Below are 25,686 nucleotides of genomic sequence, written 5' to 3'. Positions count from 1 at the left end.
CTGTCTCTGTCCCGTCCGAAAACGGCTATAAGCATAAGAACGGGGTAACGGGGCGATGAGATGAACAAGCTGGGGGCATGGTTGTTGTGGCTACTCTGTCTGCCGGTCTGGGGACAGAGCTGGCACCTGCAGGCAGGGGAGGAGGGCATACTGCTGTGGACCCGCCCTCATCCACCCAGCGCCTTTCTGGCCTTGCGACTGGAGATGTATGTGGCAGCGCCCCCTGCGGCGCTGCTCGCGGTGCTGCGTGATACCGGTCGACATCAGGAGTGGCTGCCCCAAAGCCTGGAGGTGAGGGTGTTGGCCAAGCCCGCCCCCGATGAGGATATTGTTTATACCCGCCTCGCTGCCCCCTGGCCCGTACAGGACCGGGAGCTGATCACCCACTCCCGCCTGCAACTGCTGCCAGATTGCGGCCTGGTGTTGAGCGTCTGGGCGGCCCCCGATGCTTTGCCGCCTTATCCCGGCCGGGTGCGGATCCGCACCAGTGAAGGACGCTGGGAGGCGCTGCCTCAGCTGAACGGCACGACGCTGGTGCGCCTCGAAACCTATACCAACCCGGGCGACACGCTGCCAGCTTGGCTCGTCAATCCCATGGCTGCCGACGCTGCGCTGCAGAGTTTTCGCGCCATTCGCCGCCTGATGGAGGCCGCCCCGGTGGAGATCTGTGCCTGTCTTCATCAGCGACATGGTGGAAAGCATGGTGCTTGTGGCGCCACCCCTTGATTGCAGCAGGGTGGGGAAGGCAGGGCGAACTGGACAAGCAGCGACGGCGGGACGGTCTGACAACTGCCTGGGGCCTGACGCGCCAGCAAATCCGACCAGGATCCGGTGTCGGATCCGCTGGTTTGTGGCATAATCAGGCACCGGTGAGCGCAAGTTCCGCCATGTGCGGGGGTTGTGAGGTTAAAATCATCGGCGGTAAGGACTTTTTCCTTTGACTATCAGTTGTTGGACCTATAATATTCGCGCCCTATGCAAAAGGTGAAGTTGCCCGTAAAGGTTGATCCAGTCCGTAGTGCCTCGAAGCTGCTCGATTATGTCGGGATAGTGGAAAAGTCGCAGATGCCCAGGCTGGAGGAATCAACCGCAGGCTTGCGGAGTGATATCGATGTATCGCTGCACTTTGGCAAAGATGTCCAGAAGTTGACCGTTATGAAAGGCACTGCCCATGCCAAGGTTGACCTGGTTTGCCAGCGTTGTGGAGAGACATTCGAGCATCTCTGTGAAGCTGAATTTATCTACACTCCGCTGTTCGAAAGAACAAACGAGGAAGAACTGCCGGAAGCTTATGAGCCCATTGAGTTGGACGAAAACGGCGAGATGGATCTTCATCAAATCCTGGAGGATGAACTCATCCTCTCGTTGCCGCAGGTGGCCATGCATCCCATGGATGCTTGCCCGCGCGGTAACATGGAGATGACCTGGGGTGAAATCGAACCTGCTGATGAGCGGCCGAATCCCTTTGCAGTTCTTGAAGAGCTTAAACGTAAGTGAATTTAGGAGTTAGCCTACAATGGCCGTACAACAGAACCGTAAAACCCGTGCCAAGCGTGGCATGCGTCGTTCCCACGATGCGCTGACCACCGCTGCCCTGACTGTTGATCAGACCAGTGGCGAAATCCATCGTCGTCACCACGTGACTGCCGATGGTTTCTACCGCGGTAAAAAGGTAATCGCTTAAGGATTGCCTTTGTCTACGCAAACTGTCGCGCTAGACATCATGGGGGGAGATATTGGCCCCTCGGAAACAGTGCCTGCCGCCGTGCAGGCACTGTCTCTTTTACCCCAGCTGAAATTGATCCTGGTCGGTGATCAGCACCAGACCACCCCCCTCCTGCAGCAACATGGCTTGCTCAATCACCCTCGCGTCCGTTTTGTACATGCCTCCCAGGTCGTTGGGATGGGCGACAAACCGATCGTGGCACTGCGCACCCTGAAAGACTCCTCCATGCGAGTCGTACTCAATCTGGTCAAGGGCGGCGAAGCCGATGCCTGCGTCAGCGCCGGCAACACAGGTGCACTGATGGCCATGGCCAAATGCGTGCTCAAATCCCTGCCCGGCGTCGACCGACCCGCCCTCATCAAGGCGCTGCCCACCCTGTCCGGCAAACGCACCGTGATGCTGGATCTCGGTGCCAACGTCAGCTGCGATGCCGACACCCTGCTGCAGTTTGCCGTGATGGGGTCAGTGGTGGCTGAAAAGGTGGAGGGGGTTGCCACTCCCAGGGTGGCCCTGCTCAACGTGGGGGAGGAGGAGATCAAGGGCAACGATCTGGTGCGCCACAGTGCCGAATTGCTGCGCCAGTGCCAGGCGCTCAACTTCGTCGGCTTTGTCGAAGGGGATCGAATTTTCAGTGGCGAGTGCGACGTTATCGTCTGCGACGGTTTTGTCGGCAATGTCGCCCTCAAGACGGCGGAGGGGGTGGTGCGGATGATGGCCCAACTGGCCGGATATCCCCGCAAGAAACGCAGTTTTCTTGGCCGTATCGCCGGATTTATGTTCAAACGACGTTTTTCTTACCTGAACCCCGACCAGTATAACGGTGCAAGTCTGTTAGGATTGCGCGGCATTGTGGTAAAAAGCCATGGGCGGGCCGAACGTCGCGCCCTGTGTAACGCGATCCTGCTGGCCGCACAAGAGGCCAAGCATCAACTTCCATTGCAAATCGCAGATCGCCTTGAATCTGTCTTTTCCGACAGGGATCTATAAGAACTCTATGCATAGCAAAATTTTGGGTACTGGCAGCTATCTGCCGCACTCAGTACGCACCAACGCCGACCTCGAACAGATGGTAGAGACCAGTGACGAGTGGATTGTTGAGCGTACCGGGATCCGTGAACGCCGCATTGCCGGTGCCGATGAAACCGTTGCAACCCTGTCTCACCAGGCAGCCCTGCGCGCACTGGAGGCCGCGGGTCTGACGGCCGCCGATCTCGACATGATAGTGTTGGCCACCACCAGCGCCGAAAACGCCTTTCCGGCCGCCGCCTGTGAACTGCAGGGGCTGCTCGGAGCGCAAGGGATCCCGGCCTTCGACGTGGCTGCCGCCTGCGCCGGCTTTACCTACGCGCTCTCCATTGCCGATCAGTTTGTCAAATCCGGTGCCGCCCGCCACGTGCTGGTCGTCGGCGCCGATGTGCTGTCGCGCATGTGCGATCCCGAGGATCGTGGCACCATCATCCTGTTCGGGGATGGGGCAGGGGCCGTGGTGATCGGTGCGAGTGACACCCCCGGCATCCTCTCCACCCATCTGCATGCGGATGGTCGTTATGGCGAGCTGCTCAAGCTGCCGCAGCCCCGTCGCGGCATGCCGGGGGCCGAGCTCGAAGCCTACATGTACATGAAGGGCAATGATGTCTTCAAAGTCGCGGTCACCCGTCTGAGCGAGATCGTCACCGAGACCCTGGCAGCCGCCGGCATCGAGCCGAGCGAGCTGGACTGGCTGGTGCCCCATCAGGCCAACTTCCGCATCATCAGCGCCACCGCCAAGAAGCTTGGCATGGGGCTGGACAAGGTGGTGCTGACCCTCGACAAACACGGCAACACCTCTGCCGCCTCCGTGCCCATCGCCTTCGATGAAGGGGTGCGTGACGGCCGGATCAAACCGGGCCAGCTGGTCTTGCTGGAAGCCTTCGGCGGCGGTTTTGCCTGGGGCTCGGCGCTGGTTCGCCTCTGATCGTCAGCGGGATGGGGCGAGCGTTTCATCCTGCCGTTCTCATTTTTCTCTTATTTAAAGGAATCAATGATGACCCAATTTGCCATTGCCTTCCCGGGACAGGGCTCCCAAACCGTCGGCATGTTAGCCGAGCTGGCCGAACAACATGCCGTGATCAAGGAGACCTTCGCCGAGGCGAGCCAAGTGCTGGGTTATGACCTGTTTGCCCTGGTCATGGAAGGTCCGGCCGAAGAGCTGAACAAGACCTGGCGCACCCAACCTGCGCTGCTGACCGCTTCTGTCGCGCTGTGGCGCCTGTGGCAACAGCAGGGTGGGGCGACCCCCGCCGTGATGGCAGGCCACAGTCTGGGTGAGTATTCAGCCCTGGTCTGCAGCGGCGCGCTGGCCTTTACCGATGCGGTCAAACTGGTTGAGCTGCGTGGTCTGGCCATGCAGGAAGCCGTGCCGGAAGGCACCGGTGCCATGGCCGCCATCATCGGCCTGGACAACGACGCCATCGCCGCCAACTGCGAGAAAGCGGCTGAAGGGCAGGTGGTCTCTCCGGTCAACTTCAACTCCCCGGGCCAGGTGGTCATCGCCGGTCACAAAGAGGCCGTCGAGCGCGCCAACGTGCTGATGAAAGAGTCCGGTGCCAAGCGTGCGCTGCCGCTGCCGGTCTCCGTGCCCTCCCACTGCGCGCTGATGAAACCTGCCGCCGAAAAACTGGCAGCTGCGCTGGACGGGATCGAGATCAAGGTTCCTGCCATCGCCGTCATCAATAATGTCGACGTATCCTGTGAGCAGGATCCGGCCGCCATCAAGCAGGCATTGGTGCGTCAGTTGTTCAGCCCGGTTCGTTGGACCGAGACTGTCGAACGGATGGCCAACGAGGGGGTCACCCTCGAGATCGAAATGGGACCGGGCAAGGTACTGACCGGGCTCGCCAAGCGCATCGACAAGCGCGTGGAAGGTGTTCATGCCAACGATGCCGCCTCTTTCGAGCAGGCGCTGGCCCAGATCAAGTAAACAGGAGCAATGAATGAGCTTTACCGATAAGGTTGTGTTGGTGACCGGTGCCAGTCGTGGCATCGGCCGTGCGATCGCTGAAACTTTTGCGGCCCGTGGCGCCAAGGTAGTCGGCACAGCGACCAGCGAGAGCGGCGCCGAGGCAATCAGCGCCTATCTGGGTGAACAGGGTTGCGGCATGGCACTGAACGTGACCAGCCAGGAATCCATCGAAGCCGTCTTTACCGCTATCAAGGCGCGTTTTGGCGACATCGACATCCTGATCAACAACGCAGGGATCACCCGTGACAACCTGCTGATGCGGATGAAGGATGATGAGTGGAACGAGATCATCGACACCAACCTCACCTCCCTGTACCGTCTGAGCAAGCCGGTGCTGCGCGCCATGATGAAGAAGCGCAATGGCCGCATCATCAGTATCGGTTCCGTGGTCGGCACCATGGGCAACGCCGGTCAGGTCAACTACGCGGCCGCCAAGGCGGGCCTGGTGGGGTTCACCAAATCGCTGGCTCGTGAAGTGGCCTCCCGCGGCATTACCGTGAACGCGGTTGCCCCCGGTTTCATCGAGACCGATATGACCAAGGCGCTCAATGAAGAGCAGCGTGCCGGCATCATGAGCCAGGTACCTGCCGCTCGTCTGGGCGATCCAAAAGAAATTGCCGCTGCTGTGGTATTCTTGGCATCGGATGATGCCGCCTACATCACTGGCGAAACCCTGCATGTTAATGGCGGGATGTACATGGTGTAATCAATTTGTCGTGAGATCTGTTCAAATTTGCGATAGTACGCCGAAGTTTGGCGAATTTCGTGGTTTGACCAGCGGCAAGCTACTTGCAAACTCACGTCAATTGAATAAACTACCCCAACCAGACGCAATAGCGTATTTTTAAAGGAAAATTCAGGTCATGAGCAACATCGAAGAACGCGTAAAGAAAATCATCATCGAACAACTGGGTGTTAAAGAAGAAGACGTTAAGAACGCTGCCTCCTTCGTCGACGACCTGGGCGCTGACTCTTTGGATACCGTTGAACTGGTAATGGCGCTGGAAGAAGAATTCGATACCGAAATTCCTGATGAAGAAGCCGAGAAGATCACCACTGTTCAAGCGGCTATCGACTACATCACCGCTAATCAGGAATAAGTTCCTGTTCTGAAAGAAGCGGCCCAAGGGCCGCTTCTTTTATGTTTACTCCTTTTCAAAACACCTCTCGGAGACTACCTCAGTGTCAAAACGCAGAGTCGTGGTGACCGGCTTGGGGATGCTTTCCCCGGTAGGCAACACTGCCGAATCCAGCTGGCAAGCCCTGCTCAACGGGCAGAGCGGCATTTCTCCCATCGAACACTTTGACGCCAGCGAGTTTGCGACCCGCTTCGCAGGCCAGGTCAAGGATTTCGATCCCGAGCAGTACGGTATCAACCGCAAAGAAGCTCGCAAGATGGATCTCTTCATCCAGTACGGCATCGCCGCAGGCGTGCAGGCGCTGGATGATGCCGGTCTCGTCATCAACGAGGAGAATGCCGAGCGTGTCGGTGTGGCGATCGGTTCCGGCATCGGTGGTCTGGGTCTGATTGAGCAGAACCACAGCAGCCTGGTCAACGGCGGTCCCCGCAAGCTGAGCCCCTTCTTCGTACCGTCCACCATCATCAATATGGTGTCCGGTCATCTCTCTATCATGAGAGGCCTGCAGGGCCCCAACATCGCCGTCACCACCGCCTGTACCACAGGCACTCATGCCATCGGCATGGCCGGTCGCATGATCGCCTACGGCGATGCGGACGTGATGGTGGCCGGTGGTGCCGAGAAGGCATCCACCCCGATGGGGATGGGCGGTTTTGCCGCCGCCAAGGCGCTCTCCAACCGCAACGACGAGCCCACCAAGGCCAGCCGTCCGTGGGATAAAGATCGCGACGGTTTCGTACTGGGTGATGGTGCCGGGGTGCTGGTGCTGGAAGAGTACGAACACGCCAAGGCCCGCGGTGCCAAGATCTATGCCGAGCTGGTCGGCTTTGGCATGAGCGGTGATGCCTACCACATGACGGCGCCTCCCGCTGACGGCAACGGTGGCGCTCGCGCCATGCAAAATGCCATCAAGGATGCCGGTATCGCCCCCGAGCAGGTGGGATACATCAATGCCCACGGCACCTCCACCCCGCTGGGTGACGTCGCCGAGCTGCGCGGCATGAAGGCCGTATTTGGCGAACATGCCAAATCCCTGATGGTCAGCTCCACCAAATCGATGACCGGTCACCTGCTGGGTGCCGCCGGTGCCATCGAGGCGATCATCACGGTACTGGCGCTGCGCGATCAGATGGCGCCGCCCACCATCAACCTGGACAACCCGGATGATGAGTGCGATCTGGATCTGGTGCCTCATGTTGCCAAGGCCGGCAACTTCGAATATGCCCTCTCCAATTCCTTCGGTTTTGGCGGCACCAATGGCTCACTGATCTTCAAACGCGTATAATTCGCCCTGGGCGGATAGTATGGGCCCGATACGTCAGTATCGGGCCTTTTTTATCGGAGGGATCCTTTTGCTGATCAATGGAATACCGACAGACAGCGTATCCGCCATGGATCGTGGTCTGGCCTATGGGGATGGTCATTTCACCACCCTGTTGGTCAAGGATGGCCAACCCGTCTGGTGGCCGGCACACCTGGCAAGGTTGCAGCAAGCGAGCGCCAGACTCGGCCTTGCCGAGCTGGACTGGCAACAACTCGGCGACGAAGTGGCACAATTGGCCCGCGATCAAGCGCTGGCGGTGATCAAGGTGATGCTGACCCGCGGCAGCGGGGGCCGGGGCTATGATGGCACAGCCTGCCATGCACCGACCCGGATCCTGTCGCTGGCCGCTTACCCGGCTCACTACCCGACATGGCAGCAAGATGGCATTCCACTCTTGGTATGCCGGCAGCGGTTGGGGGATGCCCCCATGCTGGCAGGCCTCAAGACCCTCAACCGGCTGGAGCAGGTGCTGCTGAAAAGCGAACTTGCGGCCCGTTCCGGGGTCGAAGGTATAGTCTTGAACAGTCGGGGATTTCTGGTAGAAGGGGTCAGTGCCAATCTGTTTTGGCGACGTGGTAGAACGGTGTTTACACCGGATCTCTCCCACTGCGGCATAGACGGCATCATGCGGCGCCATGTGATGGCGATGCTAAAACAGATGAGCATTGAACTGCGTGTCGTGGAGGCTCCGCTGGAGTCACTGTGGCAGGCCGAAGAGGTATGGCTGACCAATACCCTGATGGGCATAGTGCCGGTCACCGGCATCGGGGAGACCCAATATGCCAGTCAGGAATTGATCCGCCGTTTACAGGAGCGTTTGGTCATTGAAGTTTAATCGGCTTTACACCCTGCTCGCGGGCGCGGCGCTGACTGTCGCCGCTGCCGGGGGCTATGTACATTACAAGTGGCAACAGGTGGAGACGCTCACCAACAAGGGACCGACCCGTCTCTTTACCGTCGAGAAGGGAGCCCATGCGGCGCGTCTGATCGCCGAACTGGGGGAGGGGGACACCAGCCCCTGGGCGGTGCGACTCTGGTTGCGCGGTCATCCCGAGCTGGTTGCCATCAAGTCCGGTACCTATGAGATCAAGGAAGGGGCACCGCTCAAGGATACCCTCTCCCTGTTTGCTTCCGGCAAGGAGTTTCACTTCAGCCTGACCTTCGTCGAAGGTTCCCGTTTCGAGGATTGGTTGAAGCAGCTGGCCAGCGCCCCTTATCTGGAGCGGCTGACCGTCGAGTTGCCCGAGACCGATCTGGCTCAGGAGCTTGGCATCGAAAACGGCAAGCTGGAGGGGTGGTTCCTGCCGGAGACCTACGCCTATACCACTCATGCCAGCGATCTCTCCATTTTGCGCCGTGCCCATCAGGACATGGAGACCTTCCTGCAGCAGAGCTGGGAGAAGCGTCAGGCCAATCTGCCCTACAAGACTCCCTACGAGGCGCTGATCATGGCCTCGATCATCGAAAAAGAGACGGGGATGCCGGAAGAGCGGGCGCGGATCGCCTCGGTGTTTGTCAATCGTCTGCGCCTTGGCATGAAATTGCAGACTGATCCCACCGTCATCTACGGGGTGAAGGACAGGTATGACGGTAATATCCGCCGCAGCGACCTGACCGACGTGAACCCCTACAACACCTATGTGATCGACGGCTTGCCGCCCACCCCCATCGCCATGCCGGGCAAGGCCTCCATCGAGGCGGCGCTCAATCCCCTGTCGACCGACTATCTCTATTTCGTCGCTAAGGGGGGCGGAGCCCACTATTTTTCCAAGACCCTCGATGAACACAATCGGGCGGTGCGTGAATACATTTTGAAGAAACCCTAATGTCTAAATTTATCGTGATTGAAGGACTGGAAGGAGCAGGAAAGAGCTCCGCGGTGCGTTACGTGACCGACTATCTGCATGCCCACGGCGTGACGCGGATCGAGTGTACCCGTGAACCGGGCGGCACGCCGTTGGCGGAGCGGATGCGGGCCATCGTCAAGGAGGTGCACGACGAGCGGCTCACCATCGAAGCCGAATTGCTGCTGATGTACGCCTCCCGGGTACAACTGGTGGAGACACGCATCAAGCCGGCGCTGGCTGACGGCGTCTGGGTGGTGGGCGATCGCCACGATCTCTCCTCCCAGGCCTACCAGGGCGGTGGCCGTGGCATCGATGCCAACCTCATCGGCGCCATCAAGCGGGCCGTGCTCGGCGATTTCAAGCCGGATCTGACCCTCTATCTCGACATCGATCCCGCCATCGGCCTGCAACGGGCTCGTCATCGCGGTGAGCTGGACCGGATCGAGCTTGAGCAGCTCAGCTTCTTCGAGCGTACCCGCCAGCGTTATCTGGAACTGGCTGCCGCCGATGCGTCAGTCAAGGTGATCGACGCCGGCCAAGCGCCGGAGCAGGTCAAGGCGGCCATCGAGTCGGTCTTGTCCCACTACCTGAAAGACGAGTCCTCATGTATCCCTGGTTGATCCCGGACTGGCATGCCTTGAGTCAGACTGCCGCCGCCGGTCGGCTCGGTCACGCCTGGCTGCTGCTGGGTGATCCCGGTCTTGGCAAGGAGCAACTTGCACAGCAGCTGGCCCGCCTGCACCTGTGCCATCAGCCTGATCGGGGCGAGCCTTGTGGTCAGTGCCACTCCTGCCAGCTGTTTGAAAAGGGTCATCACCCGGATCTGGGCACACTCACCACTGAGGGCAAGACCATAGGGGTCGAGGCCATCCGCGAGATCTGTGCGCGCCTACAAAACTCGGCCCAGCTTGGCCGGGGCAAGGTGGTGATCATCCCGGATACGGAGCGCATGACCGAATCGGCCGCCAACGCGCTGCTCAAAACCCTGGAGGAGCCGGCCGGCGACAGCTTGTTGCTGCTGATCGCCTCCCAGGTTTCCCGCCTGCTGCCCACCATTCTCAGCCGTTGCCACAAGCATGTCTGCCAGTTGCCGGCGGAAGGGGAGACCCTGGCCTGGCTCGCCGAGCAGGGTCATCAGGCCACCCAGGCTCAGGTGCGGATCTGCCAGGGGGCTCCGCTGCGAGTGCTGGATTACTTGATGCAGCAGCAGGACACGGATCGCCGTGATCTGCTTGAGAGTTTTCTCGCCCTCTCGCAAACGCCCACCCGGACCAACCATGTGTGCAGCCTGCTGGCAAGCGATACCCAGGTCAGACTGCACTGGGTGCAGCTGTTCTTGTGCGATGCGCTCAAGACGCAGGCCGGTTGTGGCCATCACCAGCTGGCCATGCCGGATCTGGCCGCGCTCAGTCAACAACTGGCGGAGCGTCACTCCAGTGAAAAGCTGCTGGAGGCGGAGCAGCAGCTCGTTGGGCTCAAGGCGGCCTGCCAGCCCGGGCAGCTCTCCAACCCCACCATTCATTTGATGAACTGGCTCACTCGCTGGTTATAGATCCCAAAAGGTTTTGTATGTTACTCGTTGATTCCCATTGCCATCTCGATCGTCTGAGTTATGGCAGCAAGCAGACCGACATGGCCGATGTGCTGGCCAAGGCGGCCAGGCAGGACGTGGGATATTTTCTCTGTGTGAGTGTGACCCAGGCACAGTTCCCGACCATGCTGGAGGCGATCGCCCCTTACCCTCAGGTGTTTGCCTCCTGCGGCGTGCATCCCCTCAACCAGGAACCTGGCGTCGATGCCGATTTGTTGTTGACTCAGGCGGCGGATAAAAGGGTGGTGGCCATCGGCGAGACCGGGCTCGACTACTTCTATTCGCCGGAGAACAAGGAAGTACAGCAGGCTTCCTTCCGGGAGCATATCCGAGTGGCCCGTGCCCTGAACAAGCCCCTCATCATTCACACTCGCGATGCCCAGCAGGATACCCTGCAGATCATGCGTGAGGAGGGGGCAGATAAGGTAGGCGGGGTGCTGCACTGTTTCACCGAGTCACTCGAAATGGCAGAGGCGGCCATGGCGATGGGCTTTTATATCTCCATCTCCGGCATCGCTACTTTCAAGAACGCGGCTGCGCTGCAATCTGTAGTCAAGGCGTTGCCACTGGAACGACTGCTGGTTGAAACCGACTCTCCCTATCTGGCGCCGGTTCCGCACCGGGGCAGGGAGAACGAGCCGGCCTTCGTACGCGACGTGGCCCAGTTCATCGCGGATCTGCGGCAAATGCCGCTAGCCGAATTGGCGCAAGCGACCAGTCACAACTTCTTTGAATTGTTCAAGTTGGCAAAGCGATAACAAACAACGCCCCGCATAGCGGGGCGTTTTACTATAACAGTCTGCACTATCCATGCATTGTGGTTCGTTATCTCTCACTTCGTGTGGTGGATGCTGATGAGGCAAAGCGCTCAACCCTGATAAAACGAAGCAAGAAGAACAGTGTGCTTGAGGAATAAATGAGGTGGCTGAAATAGGTTAAAGCACTCTTCATAAGTATCGATAATATTCATTATCGATACTTGATAGATCTGCAAGATCCTGTAAGATCCAACGAAACTCCGCATTAAATCATAGAGTTAAGTGAACTACCCACGCATTTCAAGCCCAGTTCAGCAGCCCTTGCAAAGCGTCTTCGATCCTCAGCTGAACAGCAGGGCCAGACGTTTCTTGCGCAGCGCCAAAGCCGACTCTACCCTCAATGCATACCAGGCCGATACCCGCATCTTCGTGTTCTGGTGCCAGCTGCATGGGCTCGATCCGTTGCAAACCACCCATCATGACATCATGAACTTCCTGGCGGATCAGGCCGACGGCATCCTGGCCGATTGGGTCTGGCTGGACAAGGAAGAGGGGAAGGGGGAGCTTCGCAACGGCGATCCCCGCAAGCCAGCCACCCTGGTAAGACGGCTCGCCGGCATTCGTTATGCTTTCAAGCAGAAGGGGATCCACCCCATGCCGACCGAGCACGCGGAGATAAAGGAGATGATGCGGGGCATAGTGCGACTCGGTGACAATCGCAAACGAAAAACGGGGGCGCTGACCCTGCAACCGCTGGCCTGTGTGCTCGATGAAATCGACACCGGCAATCTGGCGGGGCTGCGGGATTACACCCTGCTGTTGCTGATGTTCAGCGGCGCCTTGCGACGCTCGGAGGCGGCAAGGATTGAAGTGGATGATCTCGACTTTGTGGGGCAGGGGATCCGTCTTCGGCTCAAGCCCAGCAAACATCAGCTGCATGAAACGGAGATCGCCCTGGTGCCAGGCAAACAGTATTGTCCGGTGTCGGCACTGGCGCGCTGGCTCAAACAGAGCAGGATTAGCGAGGGCGCCCTGTTTCGCCGCATGAACCGCTGGGGTCAGCTAATGCAGGAGCCGCTCGGTCCGCAAGGTATCAACCTGATGATCAAGCGGCGCACCGGTCAGGCCATCGATGACCTCCAGGTCAGCGGCCACAGTCTGCGCCGCGGCTTTATCACGTCGGCGGTGACCGCCGGCAAACCGATGAACAAGATCATCGAGGTCACCCGCCACAAGGACATCCGTACCTTGCAGGAGTATTTCGACGATGCTCACAAGTTCTCGGATCACGCCCTGGATGGCCTGCTGTAATATAACCGCGTCACTCCATTTTTTATGTTAAATGATATCTTGTTGATCCAGTGATATATTTGCAGCGCACTGGATCTCACCCCATCAAGAAGGGGAGAGTCAGGCTCTTCGGTGTTGGTCAGCGAATATTGAAGACTTGGTGAGAGATAACGGGCTGTGAAAATCAAAGTTGCAAGGTGATATGAGCCAGGAAATGAAAGTGAGCGGGGCGCAAGACAATGCCGAACGGCAGCGCCAGCACGTGAAACGCAAACAGGAAACTCACAGCCGGTTGCAATGCTGGATCAGCAATCGTCATGCCGAGCGGTTGGCCATGTTGGGGCAGTTGCTCGAAGACAGCCAGGCATCCCTCATCGAACAGGCCATCGATCTGCTCTATCAGCAAGAGCTGCAGCATGAGCAGAAACAGGACAGGGCGCAGATCGATGCACAAGCACCGGCGGAGATGCTCGAGTAAACGCGCCGGCAATTGAGGCAAAGATCGAGAAACAGGGACATAAAAAAAGCCAGGTACGAATTCCTTGTACCTGGCATAGGGGAATTGGCTCCTTGCAGAGCCGTGCGCTAACTGGTGTTCGGATTGCCTTTAAGCTTAGACAAGGCTCAAGGCTTTTCAAGATCCGCGCAAAGGTTCAACCGGAGTGTGGGTTTTCCTGCTCCGGTACAACTTGCTACACGAACAGATTGTTGTCGCGCACCAGCTCGCGGGGCAGGGCATTCTTGACCCGGCTGCCCACCCATTTCCCCATGCCCAGGGTATGCCCCTGATAGCGGACGATCACCTCGCCAGTGCCGGCGGCTTGCTCCGGCCACACATCCCGCCCCATCATGAACTCCCGCGCATTCGCTATATCGAGCTCGACGAATCCCTTGCTCGCACCGTCACCATAGGCCAGCGCCCACTCATGGGTCAGCCGATACCCTTTCTTGAAGGTCTCCGCCAGTTTCAGTCCGATGCGATCGAAACGCAGCTTGCCCTGTACCTGTTCGAACAGCTGGGGGAAGAGCCAGATCTCCTCGCTGCGGCCAAACAGATTTCCCTGCGGCACCACCCCGAAAGCAGCTTCAATCTCGCGCAGCATGGGTTCGGACTCCTTGGCCGGCAGCGGCGAGAAGGGGAATTTGCCGAGCTTGCCCGGTTTGAACATGGTGTTGGGCACTGAGTGGTGCTTGCGCAATCTGGCAACGAAAAAGCCCTCACTGTCGAAGATCTGGGGCCAAACGTGCAGGTATCCCTCTGGTGTACAGGCTTTCTCTGCAGCGGGGAAGAGATCGGCCAGCGAGTCAAAGCTGAAGGCATCGCCGAACTTGTCTTGCAGTGACTGACAGACGGCCTGGTTCTCCTGCAGGCTCAAGGTACAGGTGGAGTAGACCAGTACGCCGCCCGGTTTGAGGGCATGGAAGGCGCTCTCCAGCAACCCCTGCTGCACGGCGGCGATCTCGTCGATGCTCTCGATGCTCCAGTTGCGCAAGGCGTCTTCATCTTTGCGCACCGTGCCCTCGCCGGAGCAGGGGGCGTCCAGCAGGATGGCATCGAAGGTTTCCGGCAACCACTGGCCGAAAACCTTGGCATCGAAGTGGGTCATGCCCACGTTGGTCACGCCGCAGCGCTGCAGATTGGCGCTGAGCACCTTGAGCCGGCTGCTGGAGTACTCGTTGGCAACCAGCATGCCCTGGTTGTCCATCAGGGCCGCAATCTGGGTGGTTTTGGAGCCGGGGGCCGCCGCCGCGTCCAGCAACATGCCGTCACGCCGGGTCTGCTCACAGGCAAACAGGGCGGTGACCGGCAACATGGAGCTCGCCTCCTGGATGTAGAAGAGGCCGCTCAAGTGCTCGGCGGTGTTGCCAAGGGGCACGCTCTCGTCTTCGCGACTGAGCCAGAAGCCGGTGTCGCACCAGGGCACGGGATCGAGCTGCCAACCGAGCGGTTGCATCCGCGCCACAAACGCCGCCACCGATATCTTCAGGGTATTGACCCGGATGCTGCGCCGCAGCGGTCGTCGACAACTGGCCACGAACTCATCCATGGAGAGGTGCGCCGGCATGATGGCTGCGATATGGCGCAAGAAGTGATCGGGAAGATAGGTGTTGTCGTGCACGGAGCCGTCTCGTTGACCGAAAATGAGGGGCGACATCTTATCACAAGGGCAGGAATATTCTGAAAGCGCAGCGGCTAAAAACAAGCCCGACACAGTGCCGGGCTTGGGTGAGCGTGAGTGAGGGGAGAGATCAGGGCTGGATGCGGGGGCTCCACTCCTGCCACTCTTTCTCGGCCTTGGCATGCAGCGGGTAGCTGTGGCCGGCCTTGACGGTCGGCCCCATCTCTTTCTCCGGAGTGTTGAAGGCGATGCCGCCCGCCAACAGGCTCTGCACCGTCTCCACCTCTATGGTGCCACCGGTCAGGCCGATATCCGCCTTGACCCCTGAGACGTTCCAGAAACGGGAGTTGGCCCGCACCAGATGGGCGTACTCCTGCTCCACGTTGACGTCGATCAGCACCTCGCTGCCATCGCGGGCCAGCGCCACCTTGGTCACGCTGCCCACCACCATCTTGCGAAACAGCAGTGGACTGCCGACGCTCAAACCGTTGACCGATGCGCTCTTGAGGGTGAGCGCCAAGCCGGCCGGGCCACTCTGGCTGAGGGGGAAGCGCTCCTTGCCAGCCCCTTGGCCGGGCTGCGCCTCCACAAAGGCGCCCTTGATCAGGGTATCGAGATGAGCCACGCCGCCCAGCCCCAGCTTGGCCTGCACCAGGGTGAAGCGGGCACCAGACTGCAGGAAGCGCGCGGCATACTGGCCATCCAACTCGGCCTTGAAGATCACCTGGCCCAGGGTCGGCTCCAGCTCAATCTGTTCAATCTTGCCGATGTCGACCCCGCGGTAGCGGATCGGGCTGCCGACCCCGAGCCCCGGGTTGCTGTCAGCCACCAGGGAGAGGGTCCGAACCTTGGCCTTGGCCTGCTCCTTGCTGTCAAACAGCTGGTGACTGCTGCGACCCGTGCCGAGCCGATCGAATTCGATGGCACCGCGCAGCAGGGTGGCTAGGTTCCCCACCTTGACCTGCACGCCATCCACCCGCACCCGGGTATCCAGCGCCGGCTTTTTCCAGAATTGCGGCTGCTGCTCCAGCAGGGGGGCATAGACACCGGCGATCTCGAGTTCGATCTCCACCCCCTCCTTGGCGGCGCGCAGCGCATTGACCTTGCCCGCCTCGAGCCCCAGATAGAGCACGGGGGAGCCGATACCGATGCCATCGGCTTGTTCAGCCTTCAAGATCCAGCGACGGGGCTTGGCATCCCGGGTGCCGAGCAGGGCCAGCTCCTGGCTGGGATAGAGCCGGTTGACCCGCTCGCCAGAGGGGGCCTGCACCAGCTTGATGCCACCGCCAATCCAGGCGCTGGCCGGGCTGGTTTCCACCTTGATGCCGCTCAGATCGGCATCGATCTGCAGCGGCGCCGCCCGATAGAAACGGGCCCGGTTCAGCAGATGCTGATACTGGTTCTGCACGACCAGAGCCACGCTGGCGTTGCCACCGCCATCCAGGGTGAGCTGGCTGATCTGGCCCACCTGCAAGCCCTTGTACCAGAGCGGCGCCCCTTCGTTGAGGCCGGCCAGATCATCTGCCTGCAGCACCAGCTTGATGCCGCCCGGTTGCTCCTTGCTGCTCAGGGTCATGGCCTTGACCCGCTCGCCCGCCACATAGTCGAGGCGAATGGCCGGGCCCGCCAGCAGGCGATCCGCATGCTTGATGCCGCCGGCGCCGAGGGAGACGCTCTCCCACACCAGACGGCTGTTGCCGGTGATCCGAAACGCCTGCTCCGGGTTGATCAGTGCGCTCACCACCCGGCCCTTGTCGGTGAGGCGAATGGGGTCGATGCGGCCGATCTCGATGCCTTCAAACAGGATGGGCATCCCCTCCTTGATGGGCAGATCCCCCGCCTGGATGTCAATTCGCTCGCCGCGGGCCGCCTCGGCCAACCCTTTGTAGAGGGTGAAGACCTGGCCTTTCTCCGGCTCCGGGGAGTCCTTGGGAGAGTCGAAGGCGATGCCGCCGCTCAGGATGGAGGTGAGGCTGCCGGCCTCCACATTGACCCCGGCCAGGCTGAAGGAGCCCTTGATGCCGCTGATGTTCCAGAAGCGGGTGTCGGCCTTGATGAGGTGTTCAAAACGCGGCTCGATCACCAGATCCAGGATCACGTTCTGGTTCTCTTCGCCAAGGCGGGTGTTGATGACGCTGCCCACCTCGATGCCGCGAAAATAGAGCTTGGCGCCGATGCCGACCGAGCCGAGTGAATCGGCGGTCAGGTGCAGCATCCGCCCCTGGGCCTGATAACCGGGGGGAGGGCCGTCCAGCGCGTCGAACTCCTCCTGTAGCGGGTTGTTGTCCCGCCCGGGCTGCAGGTTGATGTAGTTGCCGGAGACCAGGGTATCGAGACCGGAGATCTCGGTGAGCGACGCCTTGGGGCTCACCAGCCAGAAATCCGAACCTTTGCGGATGAGCGGGCGGGCCCGGCTGTCAATCTTGGCCAGCACGGCTATCTTGCGGCCATCCTCGGCCAGCGCCAGTTCCTGCACCACCCCGATGGCAACCCCCTGGTAGCGCACTTGGGTCTTGCCCGGCAGGATGCCGTTGCCCTGGGCGAAGTTGATGCGAATAAGCTGGCCACTGCTGACAAACTGCTGGTAGATGAAGCCCCCCGCCAGCAACAGGGCGATAAAGGGCAGCAACCAGACGGGTGACAACCAGCGACGCTTCTCAATGACGGGTTCAGCCCCGATCATACCGACTCCTTAATTGGCTGAGATAAACAGCAGTTCAGATAAAGACAAACAGTTTCAGGCATATGTGATGGCCGACCCTAACGGGCCGCCTTGTCCCACAGCAGGCGCGTATCCAGCATGCGGGCCGACATCATGGTCAGCACCACCACACCGGCAAAGGCGGTGGCGCCGGGGCCGGCCCGCACGTTGAGCAGCACCCCGCGATCCACCAGGGCCACCATCAGCGAGATGACGAACAAGTCCAGCATGGACCAGCGCCCGATGAAATCGATGATGCGGTACATGATGAGCTGGCGTTTGCGCCGCACTGGCTTGCTGCGCTGCAGCTGCCAGCAGATCCAGCCCAGCCCCAAAATCTTGCCCACCGGCACTATGATGCTGGCGGTGAGAACTATGGTGGCAATCCCCGACATCTTGCTGCGATAGAGCATCATGATACCGCTGAAGATGGTGTCGGACTGCAACAACCCCTTGTTGTAGAAGTGGGTGATGGGCAGCAGGTTGGCGGGCAACAACATGAAGCTGGCCAGCGCCAGCAAGCCCCAGGACCAGGCCAGGGAGTGGGGAATGCGCACTTGCAGCCGGCTGTGACAGCGGGGGCAGACGCTGCCCGCCTGATAGCGTACCAGCAGGCCGCAGGTGTGGCAGCGGCAGAGCCCCAGTTCACGGGCGCTGGTCTGGGACATGGTCCGGCTCCTCCAGCGGTACCCGCTCCCAATAGGGGGCGGGGTCAAACAGGATCAGCAACGTCAGGTTGAGCAGCATCAGGATCCCCAGGCTGAGCAGGCCGCCGCCGAGGCGCACGTCGGCGATGTCGACCAGCTTGAACAGGGCAACCAGCAGGCTGACGATGTAGACCTCCAGCATGGCCCAGTGGCGAAACACCTCGACCGCCTGCAGGGTCGGCGCCAGTATGTGCCAGCGTTTGGCGAGGCCCGAGGCCAGCGCAAAGATCCCGAGCAGCAAACCCACCGGCGCCAGCACGGCGCACCAGAACACCAGCCCCGCCACCCAGATCTCGTGTTCGAGCAGCAGCACCAGGATCCCCTTGAGCAGGTTGGCGTCCGAATTGACGCCAGCCAGGCGCAGGTAGATCAGCGGCTCGAAGAAGGCGGACGGGAGCAACAGGAAACCGGTGATGGTCAGCGCCATCAGCTGGGAGGGGCGAAATGCGTAGCGCCCGTACAGATGCTGATGACAGCGGGGGCAGTGGGCGTGGCGCCCAAGCGGCAATAACTTGCGTTCGATCAGCAAGTCGCAAGCCGGGCAGACGATCACGGGATTGGGATCCGACATTACGATTCAACCTGTTGAAGGAATTGGTGAAATTTACCCTAAAAGCCACGTCCTGTCTTGCCTGGCAGGGGTCTGCCACGAAAGTATGATTGACGTTAACGTAAACGTGATATTAGATAGTCAGACCAGACAAGTGAAAGGAGTCATGATGTCCAGCCTTACCCCCTCGGCAGGTCTGCGCTTTCGCACCGCCCTCGCCAATGAACGCCCCCTGCAGATCGTCGGCACCATCAATGCCTACATGGCGCTGATGGCTGAGCGCAGCGGTTTTCAGGCCATTTATCTCTCGGGCGCCGGCGTGGCCAACGCCTCCTATGGCCTGCCGGATCTTGGCATGACCAGCCTGAACGACGTCTTGACCGACGCCGAACGCATCACGGCGGCGACTCGTGTGCCGCTTTTGGTCGACATCGATACCGGCTGGGGCGGGGCCTTCAACATAGCCCGCACCGTGCGCGCCTTCGAGCGGGCCGGAGTAGCTGCCGTGCACATGGAAGATCAGGTAGCCCAGAAGCGCTGTGGCCACCGGCCCAACAAGGCGGTGGTCTCGCAGGAGGAGATGTGTGATCGCATCAAGGCGGCGGTGGATGCCAGGGAGAACGACGAGTTCGTCATCATGGCCCGCACCGACGCGCTGGCGGTGGAGGGGACTGGCCCGGCGCTGGAGCGCGCAGCCGCCTATGTGGCCGCCGGTGCCGACATGATCTTCGCCGAGGCGGTGACCGAGCTCGGCCAGTATGACCTGTTCAAGCAGGCGGCCGGGGTCCCCATTCTCGCCAACATGACCGAATTCGGCAAAACCGAGCTATTCGACAAGGAGGCGCTCGCCGCCCACGGCGTCGACATGGTGCTCTATCCCTTGAGTGCCAGCCGGGCAGCCAACCAGGCGGCCCTCAACGTCTATCAACATATTCGCCAGGATGGCCATCAGCGGGCCGTCGTCGACACCATGCAGACCCGGGAGTCGCTCTACGACTTCCTCGGTTATCACCACTACGAGCAGACGCTGGACCGTCTGTTTACATCCAGGGACTAGGAGGAAAGGCAATGGGACAGCAAAAACCGTTGGGTGGCGCCGGCCTGCGTGGCCAGAGCGCGGGGGAGACCAGCATCTGCACCGTGGGCAAGAGCGGCACCGGGCTCACCTATCGCGGCTATGACATCCAGGAGCTGGCCGACGGCGCCCAGTTCGAAGAGGTCGCCTACCTGCTGCTCAAAGGCGAGCTGCCGGACGAGCAGCAGCTCGAGGATTACAAGCGGACCCTTCGCAGCCTGCGCACCCTACCAGCCGCCTTGCTGGAGGTGCTCGAGCGCATTCCCGCCGACGCCCATCCCATGGATGTGCTGCGCACCGGCTGCTCCATGCTCGGCGATCTGGAGCCGGAAGATGGCTTCGAGCACGAACATGAGGTCGCGGATCGGCTGCTGGCCGCCTTCCCGGGCATTCTCCTCTATTGGTACAAGTTCAGCCACGACGGGGTACGCATCGCCCTCGACACCGACGAGGAGTGCATCGGCGGCCACTTCCTGGCGCTGCTGCACCAGAAGGCGCCGAGCGAGCTGGAGCGCCGGGTGATGCACGTCTCCCTCATTCTCTACGCCGAGCATGAGTTCAACGCCTCCACCTTTGCGGCGCGGGTCTGCGCCTCGACGCTCTCTGACATGTTCTCCTGCGTCACCGCGGCCATCGGCACCCTGCGCGGCCCGCTGCACGGCGGCGCCAACGAAGCGGCCATGGCGATGATCGAGCCCTGGCAGGATGAGGCCCAGGCACGGCGCGAGCTGCAGGCCAAGCTGGCAGCCAAGGAGAAGATCATGGGCTTTGGCCACGCCGTCTATCGCACCTCGGATCCGCGCAACGTCATCATCAAGGGGTGGTCGGCCAAGCTGGCCGAGGCGGTGGGCGATGACCGGCTCTATCGCGTCTCCTGCGAGGCGGAGAAAGTGATGTGGGAGGAGAAAGAGCTCTTCCCCAACGCCGACTTCTTCCACGCCAGCGCCTACCACTACATGGGGATCCCGACCAAGCTGTTCACTCCCATCTTCGTCTGCTCGCGGGTCACCGGCTGGTGCGCCCACGTGATGGAGCAGCGCGAGCACAACCGGATCATCCGCCCAAGCGCCGATTACGTCGGCCCGGCGCCCCGGCATTTCGTCTCGCTGCAGCAGCGATAACCATGGGCGGCCCTGTCACCCCATTGCGTCACCCGACACCGGCAACAGCGGGGTCGATGTGCGCAGGCGGGCGGGCAGAGCGCCGTTTCATCACCCCGTTTCATTCACTACAACGATAAGGAAGTCACGATGTCCGCCAACGTCGACGTCAACCACAGACCAGACCCCGATCAGGTGCTGGTCGATATTGCCGATTACGTCTGCAATCACCCCATTACCAGCCAGGCCGCCCTCGATACCGCCCGTTACTGCCTGATGGATACCCTGGGCTGCGGCCTCTTGGCCCTGCGTTTTCCCGAGTGCACCAAACACCTTGGCCCCATCGTGCCCGGTACCCTGGTACCCCATGGTGCCCGGGTGCCCGGAACCCAGCTCTGTCTCGATCCGGTCAAGGCAGCCTGGGATATCGGTGCCATCATCCGCTGGCTCGACTACAACGACACCTGGCTGGCCGCCGAGTGGGGCCACCCTTCCGACAACCTGGGGGGGATCCTGGCTACCGCCGACTGGCTCTCCGGTACCCGGGTGGCAGAAGGCAAGGCGCCGCTCACCATGAGCGATGTGTTGACGGCCATGGTGAAGGCCCATGAGATCCAGGGGGTACTGGCACTGGAGAACTCCTTCAACCGGGTCGGTCTCGATCACGTGGTGTTGGTGAAGGTTGCCAGTACCGCCGTGGTGACCCACATGCTGGGCGGTAGCCGCGATCAGGTGATCGATGCGGTCTCCCAGGCCTGGGTCGATGGCCAGAGCCTGCGTACCTACCGTCATGCGCCCAATGCCGGTTCTCGCAAGAGCTGGGCGGCGGGGGATGCTACCTCCCGCGCGGTGCGCCTGGCGCTGATCACCATGAGCGGCGAGATGGGCTATCCCGGCGCTCTGACGGCACCCAAGTGGGGCTTCTACGACGTGCTGTTCAAGGGAAACCAGTTCGCCCTGCATCAGGGCTACGGCAGCTATGTGATGGAGAACGTGCTGTTCAAGATCTCTTACCCTGCCGAGTTCCACGCCCAGACCGCGGTGGAGTGTGCCATGAAGCTGCATGAGCAGGTGAAGGGGCGGCTGGACGAAATTGACCGCATCGAGCTCACCACCCATGAGTCGGCCATTCGCATCATCAGCAAGGTGGGCGCCCTCAACAATCCGGCGGATCGAGATCACTGCCTGCAGTACATGGTGGCGGTGCCGCTCATCTTCGGGCGTCTCATCGCCGAGGATTACGAGGACGCCGTGGCCGCCGATCCCCGTATCGATGGGCTGCGCGCCAAGATGGTGGTGCAGGAGGACAAGCGCTACAGCCGCGAGTATCTGGAAGCGGACAAGCGATCCATTGCCAACGCCATCCAGGTCTTCTTCAAGGACGGCACCCACACCGCCAAGGTGGAGGTGGAGTACCCGGTCGGCCATCGTCGCCGCCGCGAGGAGGGGATCCCGCTGCTGGTAGAGAAGTTCCGCCACAACCTGGCCACCCGCTTCCCTGCCAAACGGGCCGAGGCGATCCTGGCCCTCTGCCAGGATGGCAAGCAGCTGGCCGCCACCCCGGTGCACGCCTTCATGGATCTGCTGGTGATCTGACCGCACTCCTGTCCAGCAATAAGCGAAAAGCGGGCCACTCGGCCCGCTTTGTCATGTTTGACTGCATGTGTGCCTGCATGACTCCCAAGGTCAATCCAGCACTGTGTCATCGCCCGCCAGCAATGCCTGCATGATCGCCGTCTCGCGGCTGGCGATGGTCTCGAGAAACTCGCTGGCCCGCCCCATGTGGTGACAGACCCGGTAACCCCGCTCGACAAAGGAGAAGAGCTCGCCCAACCCCGCCAGATGGGCCGGCCCCGATATCAGCTTCAAGGTCGCCCCGAGCAGCGGTTTTCTGGCCAGCCGATCCAGGGTCATCCCCAGCTCGTTGACCAGTAGCAACTGATGACGGCGACGCGCTTCTTCACCCACCTCCTGATAGGCGAGGGCATAACTCCTGGCGTTTAGGCGCGCCATGCTGCCGCCGCGACGCAGCGCCACCACCATCAGGTAGTCGAGCTCCTCGGAGAGGGCATCGAGTTCAATGGCCTGCGCCAGCACCTTGAGACCGGATTCCGGCAACAGCCGCTCGGCAGTCGGCATCACCCGCATCACGTCCGCATCGCGGCGGGCACAATCCCCCGGCCCGTAGAGGTCGGTCAGGAAAAACTGCGCAGCCGGGCCGTAGCGCTTGCTCTCCAGCAGATCGCGGTGAGTGCGCCCCAGCCGATCGGCCTGCCATTGGCGCAGTGCGTCCCTGTCTTGCTGATCCTGCGGGTGGGTGCGCATCTGCTCGCGCAAGGCGGCCACCTGGTTGAGCTGACGGTAGAGTCGCCCCAGGGTGCTCTCTTCATCCAGGTGGTGGTCATCGGATGGTTGTTTCTCTTGGGTCATCTGCTGCTCTCTTGACCTGTGTTCTCTGGTGTATCCCATGGCCTGTGACGGATAAAGCGGGCGGCCGGCGAGGGGCGGGAGTCACTCGTCACGAGCCGCCAGCCCAGTGTAACGCGGCGGCAACCCAGGCGGAATCGATGGAGCTTTTACTCGACAGCCTTTGTTAAGTGAGTCCCAAATATGTTGCAAATCACTTTCACTTGTTTGATTCATGTGTTTAATATCAGTAAATGTCGTCACAGCTCAGAGAGTTAGCATGTTTCTATACGATCCCCTTGCCGGCAGCAACCTGTCGACCATCCAGGTCAGCCGTCAACACCCGCTCGGCCTTGCCGGCGCTCGGCTCGCCGCCGAAGCCATCGCCCAGGACATGAGCGAAGAGTACGAGCTCGACTGCGAGTGGGAAGACGAGGAGGAGACCCGCTTGCTGTTTCGTGGCGCCGGGGTCAATGGCTCCCTCTGCCTCACCGAGGATACCCTGTCGCTGGAAGTGCGCCTCGGCCTGATGCTGTTGCCGGTACGCAGCGTACTGGAGCAGGAGATCCTCGAATATGTCGATCAGCGCCTGCCTTGTCCCGCGCGGCGATAACCAATCCAATAAAGACTGATCCAGCGCAATAAATAATGGTGAAATAGCGCGCTTTATATTCTTTTGACGAAATGGCCGACCTGGAGATTATTATTCAGGCGGCATATCACAAGTCTGATTTTTAATTTTCACGGGGCAACAAGATCCTCTGCCTTTGTCATGGATGGCTGGCGTGAATTAATCGCCGTGCAGTTTCACCAACATAAGAAAACATTGTTTGTTGCTTCCGTTCTGGTCGCCGACGTCCAGAACGAAATGTGGCACAAATAATGCGAAACGATAGGAATAATACATGTCTGTGTGTGAACTCATCTCCTGTGTCGATACCGCCTGGCTGCGGATGGACAGACCCAACAACTTGATGCAGATCGTCGGCGTGCTGATGTTCGACGGTCAGCTGGATGAAACCAGATTGCGCGAGAGCCTGCTGCACACCGTACGGGTACAGCCGCGCTTCGCGCAGAAAGCCTGCCTGGAAGGAGGGGAGTACTACTGGCGTACCGACCCCGACTTCGATCTCGACCTGCACCTCAAGCGGGTGATCCTGCCAGGCAAGGCCGGCAAGGCCGAGCTGGAGCGGCTGGTGGCCGACTTTACCTCCACCCCCCTCAACCACCAGCGTCCGCTCTGGGAGATGCACCTGGTAGACACCTCCCTCGGCGGCCAGGCGCTGGTGGTGCGCTTTCATCACGCCATGGGGGACGGCTTCTCCCTGGTGCGGGCCATGCTGACCATGATGGACGAGAGCCCGGTTGCCCCTCCCAGACCGCAGCCAGAGCCGGTGGCCAACGACGACGGCGACGAAGAGCACGATCAGCAGGGCAGTCGCCTGCTGCGGGCCGGCCTCAAGCTGACCGGCACCCTCTGGTCCAAATACGTCGAGGTGCTGACCCACCCCACCAAGGCGATGGACTACCTCAAGACCAGCCGGGACGTGACCGCCGAGCTCTACACCATTGCCACCCTCTCCGATGATGCCGATACCCGGCTCAGGGGAGAGACCGGCTGCACCAAGCGGGTCGCCTGGTCAGAACAGATCCCGCTGCCGGATGTGAAGGCGGTGGGGCGGGTGCTCGGCTGCTCGGTCAACGACCTGCTGATCGCCGCCACCGCCGGGGCCTTTCGCCACTATCTGCTGGAGAAGGGCGACGAAGCCGACGTCGACATCCGGGCCCTGGTGCCGGTCAACATGCGCGCCCCGGACGACAAGGGGGCCCTTGGCAACCGCTTCGGGCTGGTGGCCCTGGATCTGCCCCTCAACATCGAACATCCGCTGCAACGCCTCTATGCGGTGCGGGATCGGATGCAGGCGCTCAAATCTTCCCTGCAGCCGGCGGTGGTGTTCAACCTGCTGGAAGTGATGGGCATGGCCCCCAAGGCGGTGCAGCAACAGGCCATCGACATCCTCTCCGCCAAGGCCAGCGCCGTCATCACCAACGTGCCTGGCCCGCAGCAGACCCTCTATCTGGCCGGCGCCAGGTTGCGCCAGCCGCTGTTCTGGGTGCCCCAGGCCGGCGACATCGCGGTCGGCGTCTCCATCCTCTCCTATGACAACAAGGTGCAGGTGGGCCTGATCACCGACAAGAAGCGGGTGCCAGACCCGGATCTCATCGTCGAGCGCTTCGCGGTGGAGTTTGAGCAGTTGCTGCTGCTGGTGCTGATGGAGCCGGATCTGCTCTACGACCCCGCCATGCTGGATCAGCTGCTGCACGGCTGATCCGCCGCGCTTCAAACGCAA

At 60.9% G+C, this 25,686-nt stretch carries 26 protein-coding genes; 21 read left to right on the top strand and 5 right to left on the bottom strand.

What is annotated here, in order from left to right:
• Positions 1–60: 60 nt before the first annotated feature.
• The 16 genes from ACB033_RS08165 to ACB033_RS08090 all read left to right on the top strand — a co-directional run bounded on the left by ACB033_RS08165 (position 61) and on the right by ACB033_RS08090 (position 13,154).
• Positions 61–726: an START domain-containing protein gene (locus ACB033_RS08165; RefSeq protein ID WP_139430869.1), complete on the top strand. Its 666-nt coding sequence runs from the start codon at positions 61–63 to the stop codon at positions 724–726.
• 249 nt (positions 727–975) lie between these two features.
• A complete protein-coding gene (gene yceD, locus ACB033_RS08160; protein ID WP_010633974.1) occupies positions 976–1,497 on the top strand; it encodes a 23S rRNA accumulation protein YceD in 522 nt (173 codons plus the stop codon).
• 19 nt (positions 1,498–1,516) lie between these two features.
• The gene (gene rpmF / locus ACB033_RS08155) at positions 1,517–1,684 is read left to right on the top strand and encodes a 50S ribosomal protein L32 (protein ID WP_005300935.1); all 168 of its coding nucleotides are present in this window, start codon (positions 1,517–1,519) and stop codon (positions 1,682–1,684) included.
• Between the two features lie 9 nt (positions 1,685–1,693).
• Entirely contained in the window at positions 1,694–2,713 is a 1,020-nt protein-coding gene (plsX, locus tag ACB033_RS08150) for a phosphate acyltransferase PlsX (RefSeq protein ID WP_099359430.1), read from the top strand.
• Positions 2,714–2,720: 7 nt separating this feature from the next.
• Positions 2,721–3,680 carry a beta-ketoacyl-ACP synthase III gene (locus ACB033_RS08145; RefSeq protein WP_139430868.1) on the top strand — a complete coding sequence of 320 codons (960 nt, stop codon included), beginning with the start codon at positions 2,721–2,723 and terminating at the stop codon, positions 3,678–3,680.
• Positions 3,681–3,749: 69 nt separating this feature from the next.
• Positions 3,750–4,685 carry an ACP S-malonyltransferase gene (fabD, locus tag ACB033_RS08140; protein WP_139430971.1) on the top strand — a complete coding sequence of 312 codons (936 nt, stop codon included), beginning with the start codon at positions 3,750–3,752 and terminating at the stop codon, positions 4,683–4,685.
• Positions 4,686–4,698: 13 nt separating this feature from the next.
• A complete protein-coding gene (fabG, locus tag ACB033_RS08135; RefSeq protein ID WP_139430867.1) occupies positions 4,699–5,433 on the top strand; it encodes a 3-oxoacyl-ACP reductase FabG in 735 nt (244 codons plus the stop codon).
• A gap of 157 nt (positions 5,434–5,590) precedes the next feature.
• Positions 5,591–5,827, top strand: coding sequence for an acyl carrier protein (gene acpP, locus ACB033_RS08130; RefSeq protein ID WP_005300909.1), 237 nt, complete (start codon positions 5,591–5,593; stop codon positions 5,825–5,827).
• Positions 5,828–5,909: 82 nt separating this feature from the next.
• Entirely contained in the window at positions 5,910–7,151 is a 1,242-nt protein-coding gene (gene fabF, locus ACB033_RS08125; RefSeq protein ID WP_010633978.1) for a beta-ketoacyl-ACP synthase II, read from the top strand.
• Positions 7,152–7,170: 19 nt separating this feature from the next.
• Entirely contained in the window at positions 7,171–8,025 is an 855-nt protein-coding gene (gene pabC, locus ACB033_RS08120) for an aminodeoxychorismate lyase (protein WP_017779017.1), read from the top strand.
• Positions 8,015–9,016 (top strand): endolytic transglycosylase MltG, encoded by a 1,002-nt coding sequence (gene mltG / locus ACB033_RS08115; protein WP_017764491.1) that lies wholly within the window; start codon positions 8,015–8,017, stop codon positions 9,014–9,016. Before pabC ends, mltG begins: the two co-directional genes overlap by 11 nt.
• A complete protein-coding gene (gene tmk, locus ACB033_RS08110; protein WP_017782852.1) occupies positions 9,016–9,657 on the top strand; it encodes a dTMP kinase in 642 nt (213 codons plus the stop codon). The genes mltG and tmk overlap by 1 nt, the downstream gene beginning before the upstream one ends.
• Complete coding sequence (gene holB / locus ACB033_RS08105) at positions 9,642–10,589, top strand: DNA polymerase III subunit delta' (protein ID WP_123246141.1); 948 nt, start codon at positions 9,642–9,644, stop codon at positions 10,587–10,589. Before tmk ends, holB begins: the two co-directional genes overlap by 16 nt.
• Before the next feature lie 17 nt (positions 10,590–10,606).
• Positions 10,607–11,386, top strand: coding sequence for a TatD family hydrolase (locus ACB033_RS08100; protein ID WP_139725532.1), 780 nt, complete (start codon positions 10,607–10,609; stop codon positions 11,384–11,386).
• Between the two features lie 282 nt (positions 11,387–11,668).
• Positions 11,669–12,697, top strand: coding sequence for a site-specific integrase (locus tag ACB033_RS08095; protein WP_139725531.1), 1,029 nt, complete (start codon positions 11,669–11,671; stop codon positions 12,695–12,697).
• A gap of 181 nt (positions 12,698–12,878) precedes the next feature.
• A complete protein-coding gene (locus ACB033_RS08090; protein ID WP_021465678.1) occupies positions 12,879–13,154 on the top strand; it encodes a RepB family protein in 276 nt (91 codons plus the stop codon).
• A 214-nt stretch (positions 13,155–13,368) separates the two neighbouring features.
• Here ACB033_RS08090 and rsmF read toward each other — a convergent pair whose 3' ends face one another.
• From rsmF to ACB033_RS08070, 4 genes are all read right to left on the bottom strand, one after another.
• On the bottom strand, positions 13,369–14,796 hold the full coding sequence (gene rsmF / locus ACB033_RS08085; RefSeq protein WP_319906227.1) for a 16S rRNA (cytosine(1407)-C(5))-methyltransferase RsmF: 1,428 nt from the start codon (positions 14,794–14,796) through the stop codon (positions 13,369–13,371).
• Between the two features lie 130 nt (positions 14,797–14,926).
• On the bottom strand, positions 14,927–17,479 hold the full coding sequence (locus ACB033_RS08080) for an MlaD family protein (protein ID WP_338714011.1): 2,553 nt from the start codon (positions 17,477–17,479) through the stop codon (positions 14,927–14,929).
• Positions 17,480–17,556: 77 nt separating this feature from the next.
• Positions 17,557–18,165: a paraquat-inducible protein A gene (locus ACB033_RS08075; RefSeq protein WP_010633988.1), complete on the bottom strand. Its 609-nt coding sequence runs from the start codon at positions 18,163–18,165 to the stop codon at positions 17,557–17,559.
• Complete coding sequence (locus ACB033_RS08070; RefSeq protein ID WP_010633989.1) at positions 18,143–18,775, bottom strand: paraquat-inducible protein A; 633 nt, start codon at positions 18,773–18,775, stop codon at positions 18,143–18,145. The genes ACB033_RS08075 and ACB033_RS08070 overlap by 23 nt, the downstream gene beginning before the upstream one ends.
• 148 nt (positions 18,776–18,923) lie before the next feature.
• Here ACB033_RS08070 and prpB point away from each other — a divergent pair, with 148 nt between their 5' ends.
• The 3 genes from prpB (at position 18,924) to ACB033_RS08055 (ending at position 22,525) form a co-directional block, all read left to right on the top strand.
• Complete coding sequence (gene prpB, locus ACB033_RS08065) at positions 18,924–19,811, top strand: methylisocitrate lyase (protein WP_279484353.1); 888 nt, start codon at positions 18,924–18,926, stop codon at positions 19,809–19,811.
• 11 nt (positions 19,812–19,822) lie between these two features.
• A complete protein-coding gene (prpC, locus tag ACB033_RS08060; protein WP_017779027.1) occupies positions 19,823–20,950 on the top strand; it encodes a 2-methylcitrate synthase in 1,128 nt (375 codons plus the stop codon).
• Positions 20,951–21,079: 129 nt separating this feature from the next.
• Positions 21,080–22,525, top strand: coding sequence for a bifunctional 2-methylcitrate dehydratase/aconitate hydratase (locus ACB033_RS08055; protein ID WP_139725528.1), 1,446 nt, complete (start codon positions 21,080–21,082; stop codon positions 22,523–22,525).
• Positions 22,526–22,615: 90 nt separating this feature from the next.
• On the opposite strand, the gene ACB033_RS08050 is transcribed toward ACB033_RS08055, so the two are convergent.
• On the bottom strand, positions 22,616–23,359 hold the full coding sequence (locus tag ACB033_RS08050) for a hypothetical protein (RefSeq protein ID WP_126881850.1): 744 nt from the start codon (positions 23,357–23,359) through the stop codon (positions 22,616–22,618).
• Between the two features lie 211 nt (positions 23,360–23,570).
• Here ACB033_RS08050 and ACB033_RS08045 point away from each other — a divergent pair, with 211 nt between their 5' ends.
• Positions 23,571–23,948 carry a polyhydroxyalkanoic acid system family protein gene (locus ACB033_RS08045; protein WP_017764503.1) on the top strand — a complete coding sequence of 126 codons (378 nt, stop codon included), beginning with the start codon at positions 23,571–23,573 and terminating at the stop codon, positions 23,946–23,948.
• 292 nt (positions 23,949–24,240) lie between these two features.
• The gene (locus ACB033_RS08040; protein ID WP_139725527.1) at positions 24,241–25,665 is read left to right on the top strand and encodes a wax ester/triacylglycerol synthase family O-acyltransferase; all 1,425 of its coding nucleotides are present in this window, start codon (positions 24,241–24,243) and stop codon (positions 25,663–25,665) included.
• The last annotated feature ends 21 nt before the right edge of the window (positions 25,666–25,686 follow it).

This window comes from Aeromonas sp. S15(2024), assembly GCF_041402265.1.
Taxonomy (GTDB): Bacteria; Pseudomonadota; Gammaproteobacteria; order Enterobacterales; family Aeromonadaceae; genus Aeromonas; species Aeromonas dhakensis.
Note: the sequence above shows the minus strand (reverse complement) of the source record. Positions and strands in the feature narration are given on the sequence as shown.

Bases quoted from the DNA above. Each gene is read 5' to 3' on its own strand.
- acpP (WP_005300909.1), top strand. From the start codon at position 5,591: ATGAGCAACATCGAAGAACGCGTAAAGAAAATCATCATCGAACAACTG.
- ACB033_RS08165 (WP_139430869.1), top strand. From the start codon at position 61: ATGAACAAGCTGGGGGCATGGTTGTTGTGGCTACTCTGTCTGCCGGTC.
- fabG (WP_139430867.1), top strand. From the start codon at position 4,699: ATGAGCTTTACCGATAAGGTTGTGTTGGTGACCGGTGCCAGTCGTGGC.
- tmk (WP_017782852.1), top strand. From the start codon at position 9,016: ATGTCTAAATTTATCGTGATTGAAGGACTGGAAGGAGCAGGAAAGAGC.
- prpC (WP_017779027.1), top strand. From the start codon at position 19,823: ATGGGACAGCAAAAACCGTTGGGTGGCGCCGGCCTGCGTGGCCAGAGC.
- ACB033_RS08145 (WP_139430868.1), top strand. From the start codon at position 2,721: ATGCATAGCAAAATTTTGGGTACTGGCAGCTATCTGCCGCACTCAGTA.
- pabC (WP_017779017.1), top strand. From the start codon at position 7,171: ATGGGCCCGATACGTCAGTATCGGGCCTTTTTTATCGGAGGGATCCTT.
- ACB033_RS08075 (WP_010633988.1), bottom strand. From the start codon at position 18,165: ATGTCCCAGACCAGCGCCCGTGAACTGGGGCTCTGCCGCTGCCACACC.
- ACB033_RS08080 (WP_338714011.1), bottom strand. From the start codon at position 17,479: ATGATCGGGGCTGAACCCGTCATTGAGAAGCGTCGCTGGTTGTCACCC.
- ACB033_RS08040 (WP_139725527.1), top strand. From the start codon at position 24,241: ATGTCTGTGTGTGAACTCATCTCCTGTGTCGATACCGCCTGGCTGCGG.
- rpmF (WP_005300935.1), top strand. From the start codon at position 1,517: ATGGCCGTACAACAGAACCGTAAAACCCGTGCCAAGCGTGGCATGCGT.
- ACB033_RS08070 (WP_010633989.1), bottom strand. From the start codon at position 18,775: ATGTCGGATCCCAATCCCGTGATCGTCTGCCCGGCTTGCGACTTGCTG.
- prpB (WP_279484353.1), top strand. From the start codon at position 18,924: ATGTCCAGCCTTACCCCCTCGGCAGGTCTGCGCTTTCGCACCGCCCTC.
- ACB033_RS08050 (WP_126881850.1), bottom strand. From the start codon at position 23,359: ATGACCCAAGAGAAACAACCATCCGATGACCACCACCTGGATGAAGAG.
- fabD (WP_139430971.1), top strand. From the start codon at position 3,750: ATGACCCAATTTGCCATTGCCTTCCCGGGACAGGGCTCCCAAACCGTC.
- ACB033_RS08055 (WP_139725528.1), top strand. From the start codon at position 21,080: ATGTCCGCCAACGTCGACGTCAACCACAGACCAGACCCCGATCAGGTG.
- ACB033_RS08045 (WP_017764503.1), top strand. From the start codon at position 23,571: ATGTGTTTAATATCAGTAAATGTCGTCACAGCTCAGAGAGTTAGCATG.
- ACB033_RS08090 (WP_021465678.1), top strand. From the start codon at position 12,879: ATGAGCCAGGAAATGAAAGTGAGCGGGGCGCAAGACAATGCCGAACGG.
- holB (WP_123246141.1), top strand. From the start codon at position 9,642: ATGTATCCCTGGTTGATCCCGGACTGGCATGCCTTGAGTCAGACTGCC.
- ACB033_RS08100 (WP_139725532.1), top strand. From the start codon at position 10,607: ATGTTACTCGTTGATTCCCATTGCCATCTCGATCGTCTGAGTTATGGC.
- yceD (WP_010633974.1), top strand. From the start codon at position 976: ATGCAAAAGGTGAAGTTGCCCGTAAAGGTTGATCCAGTCCGTAGTGCC.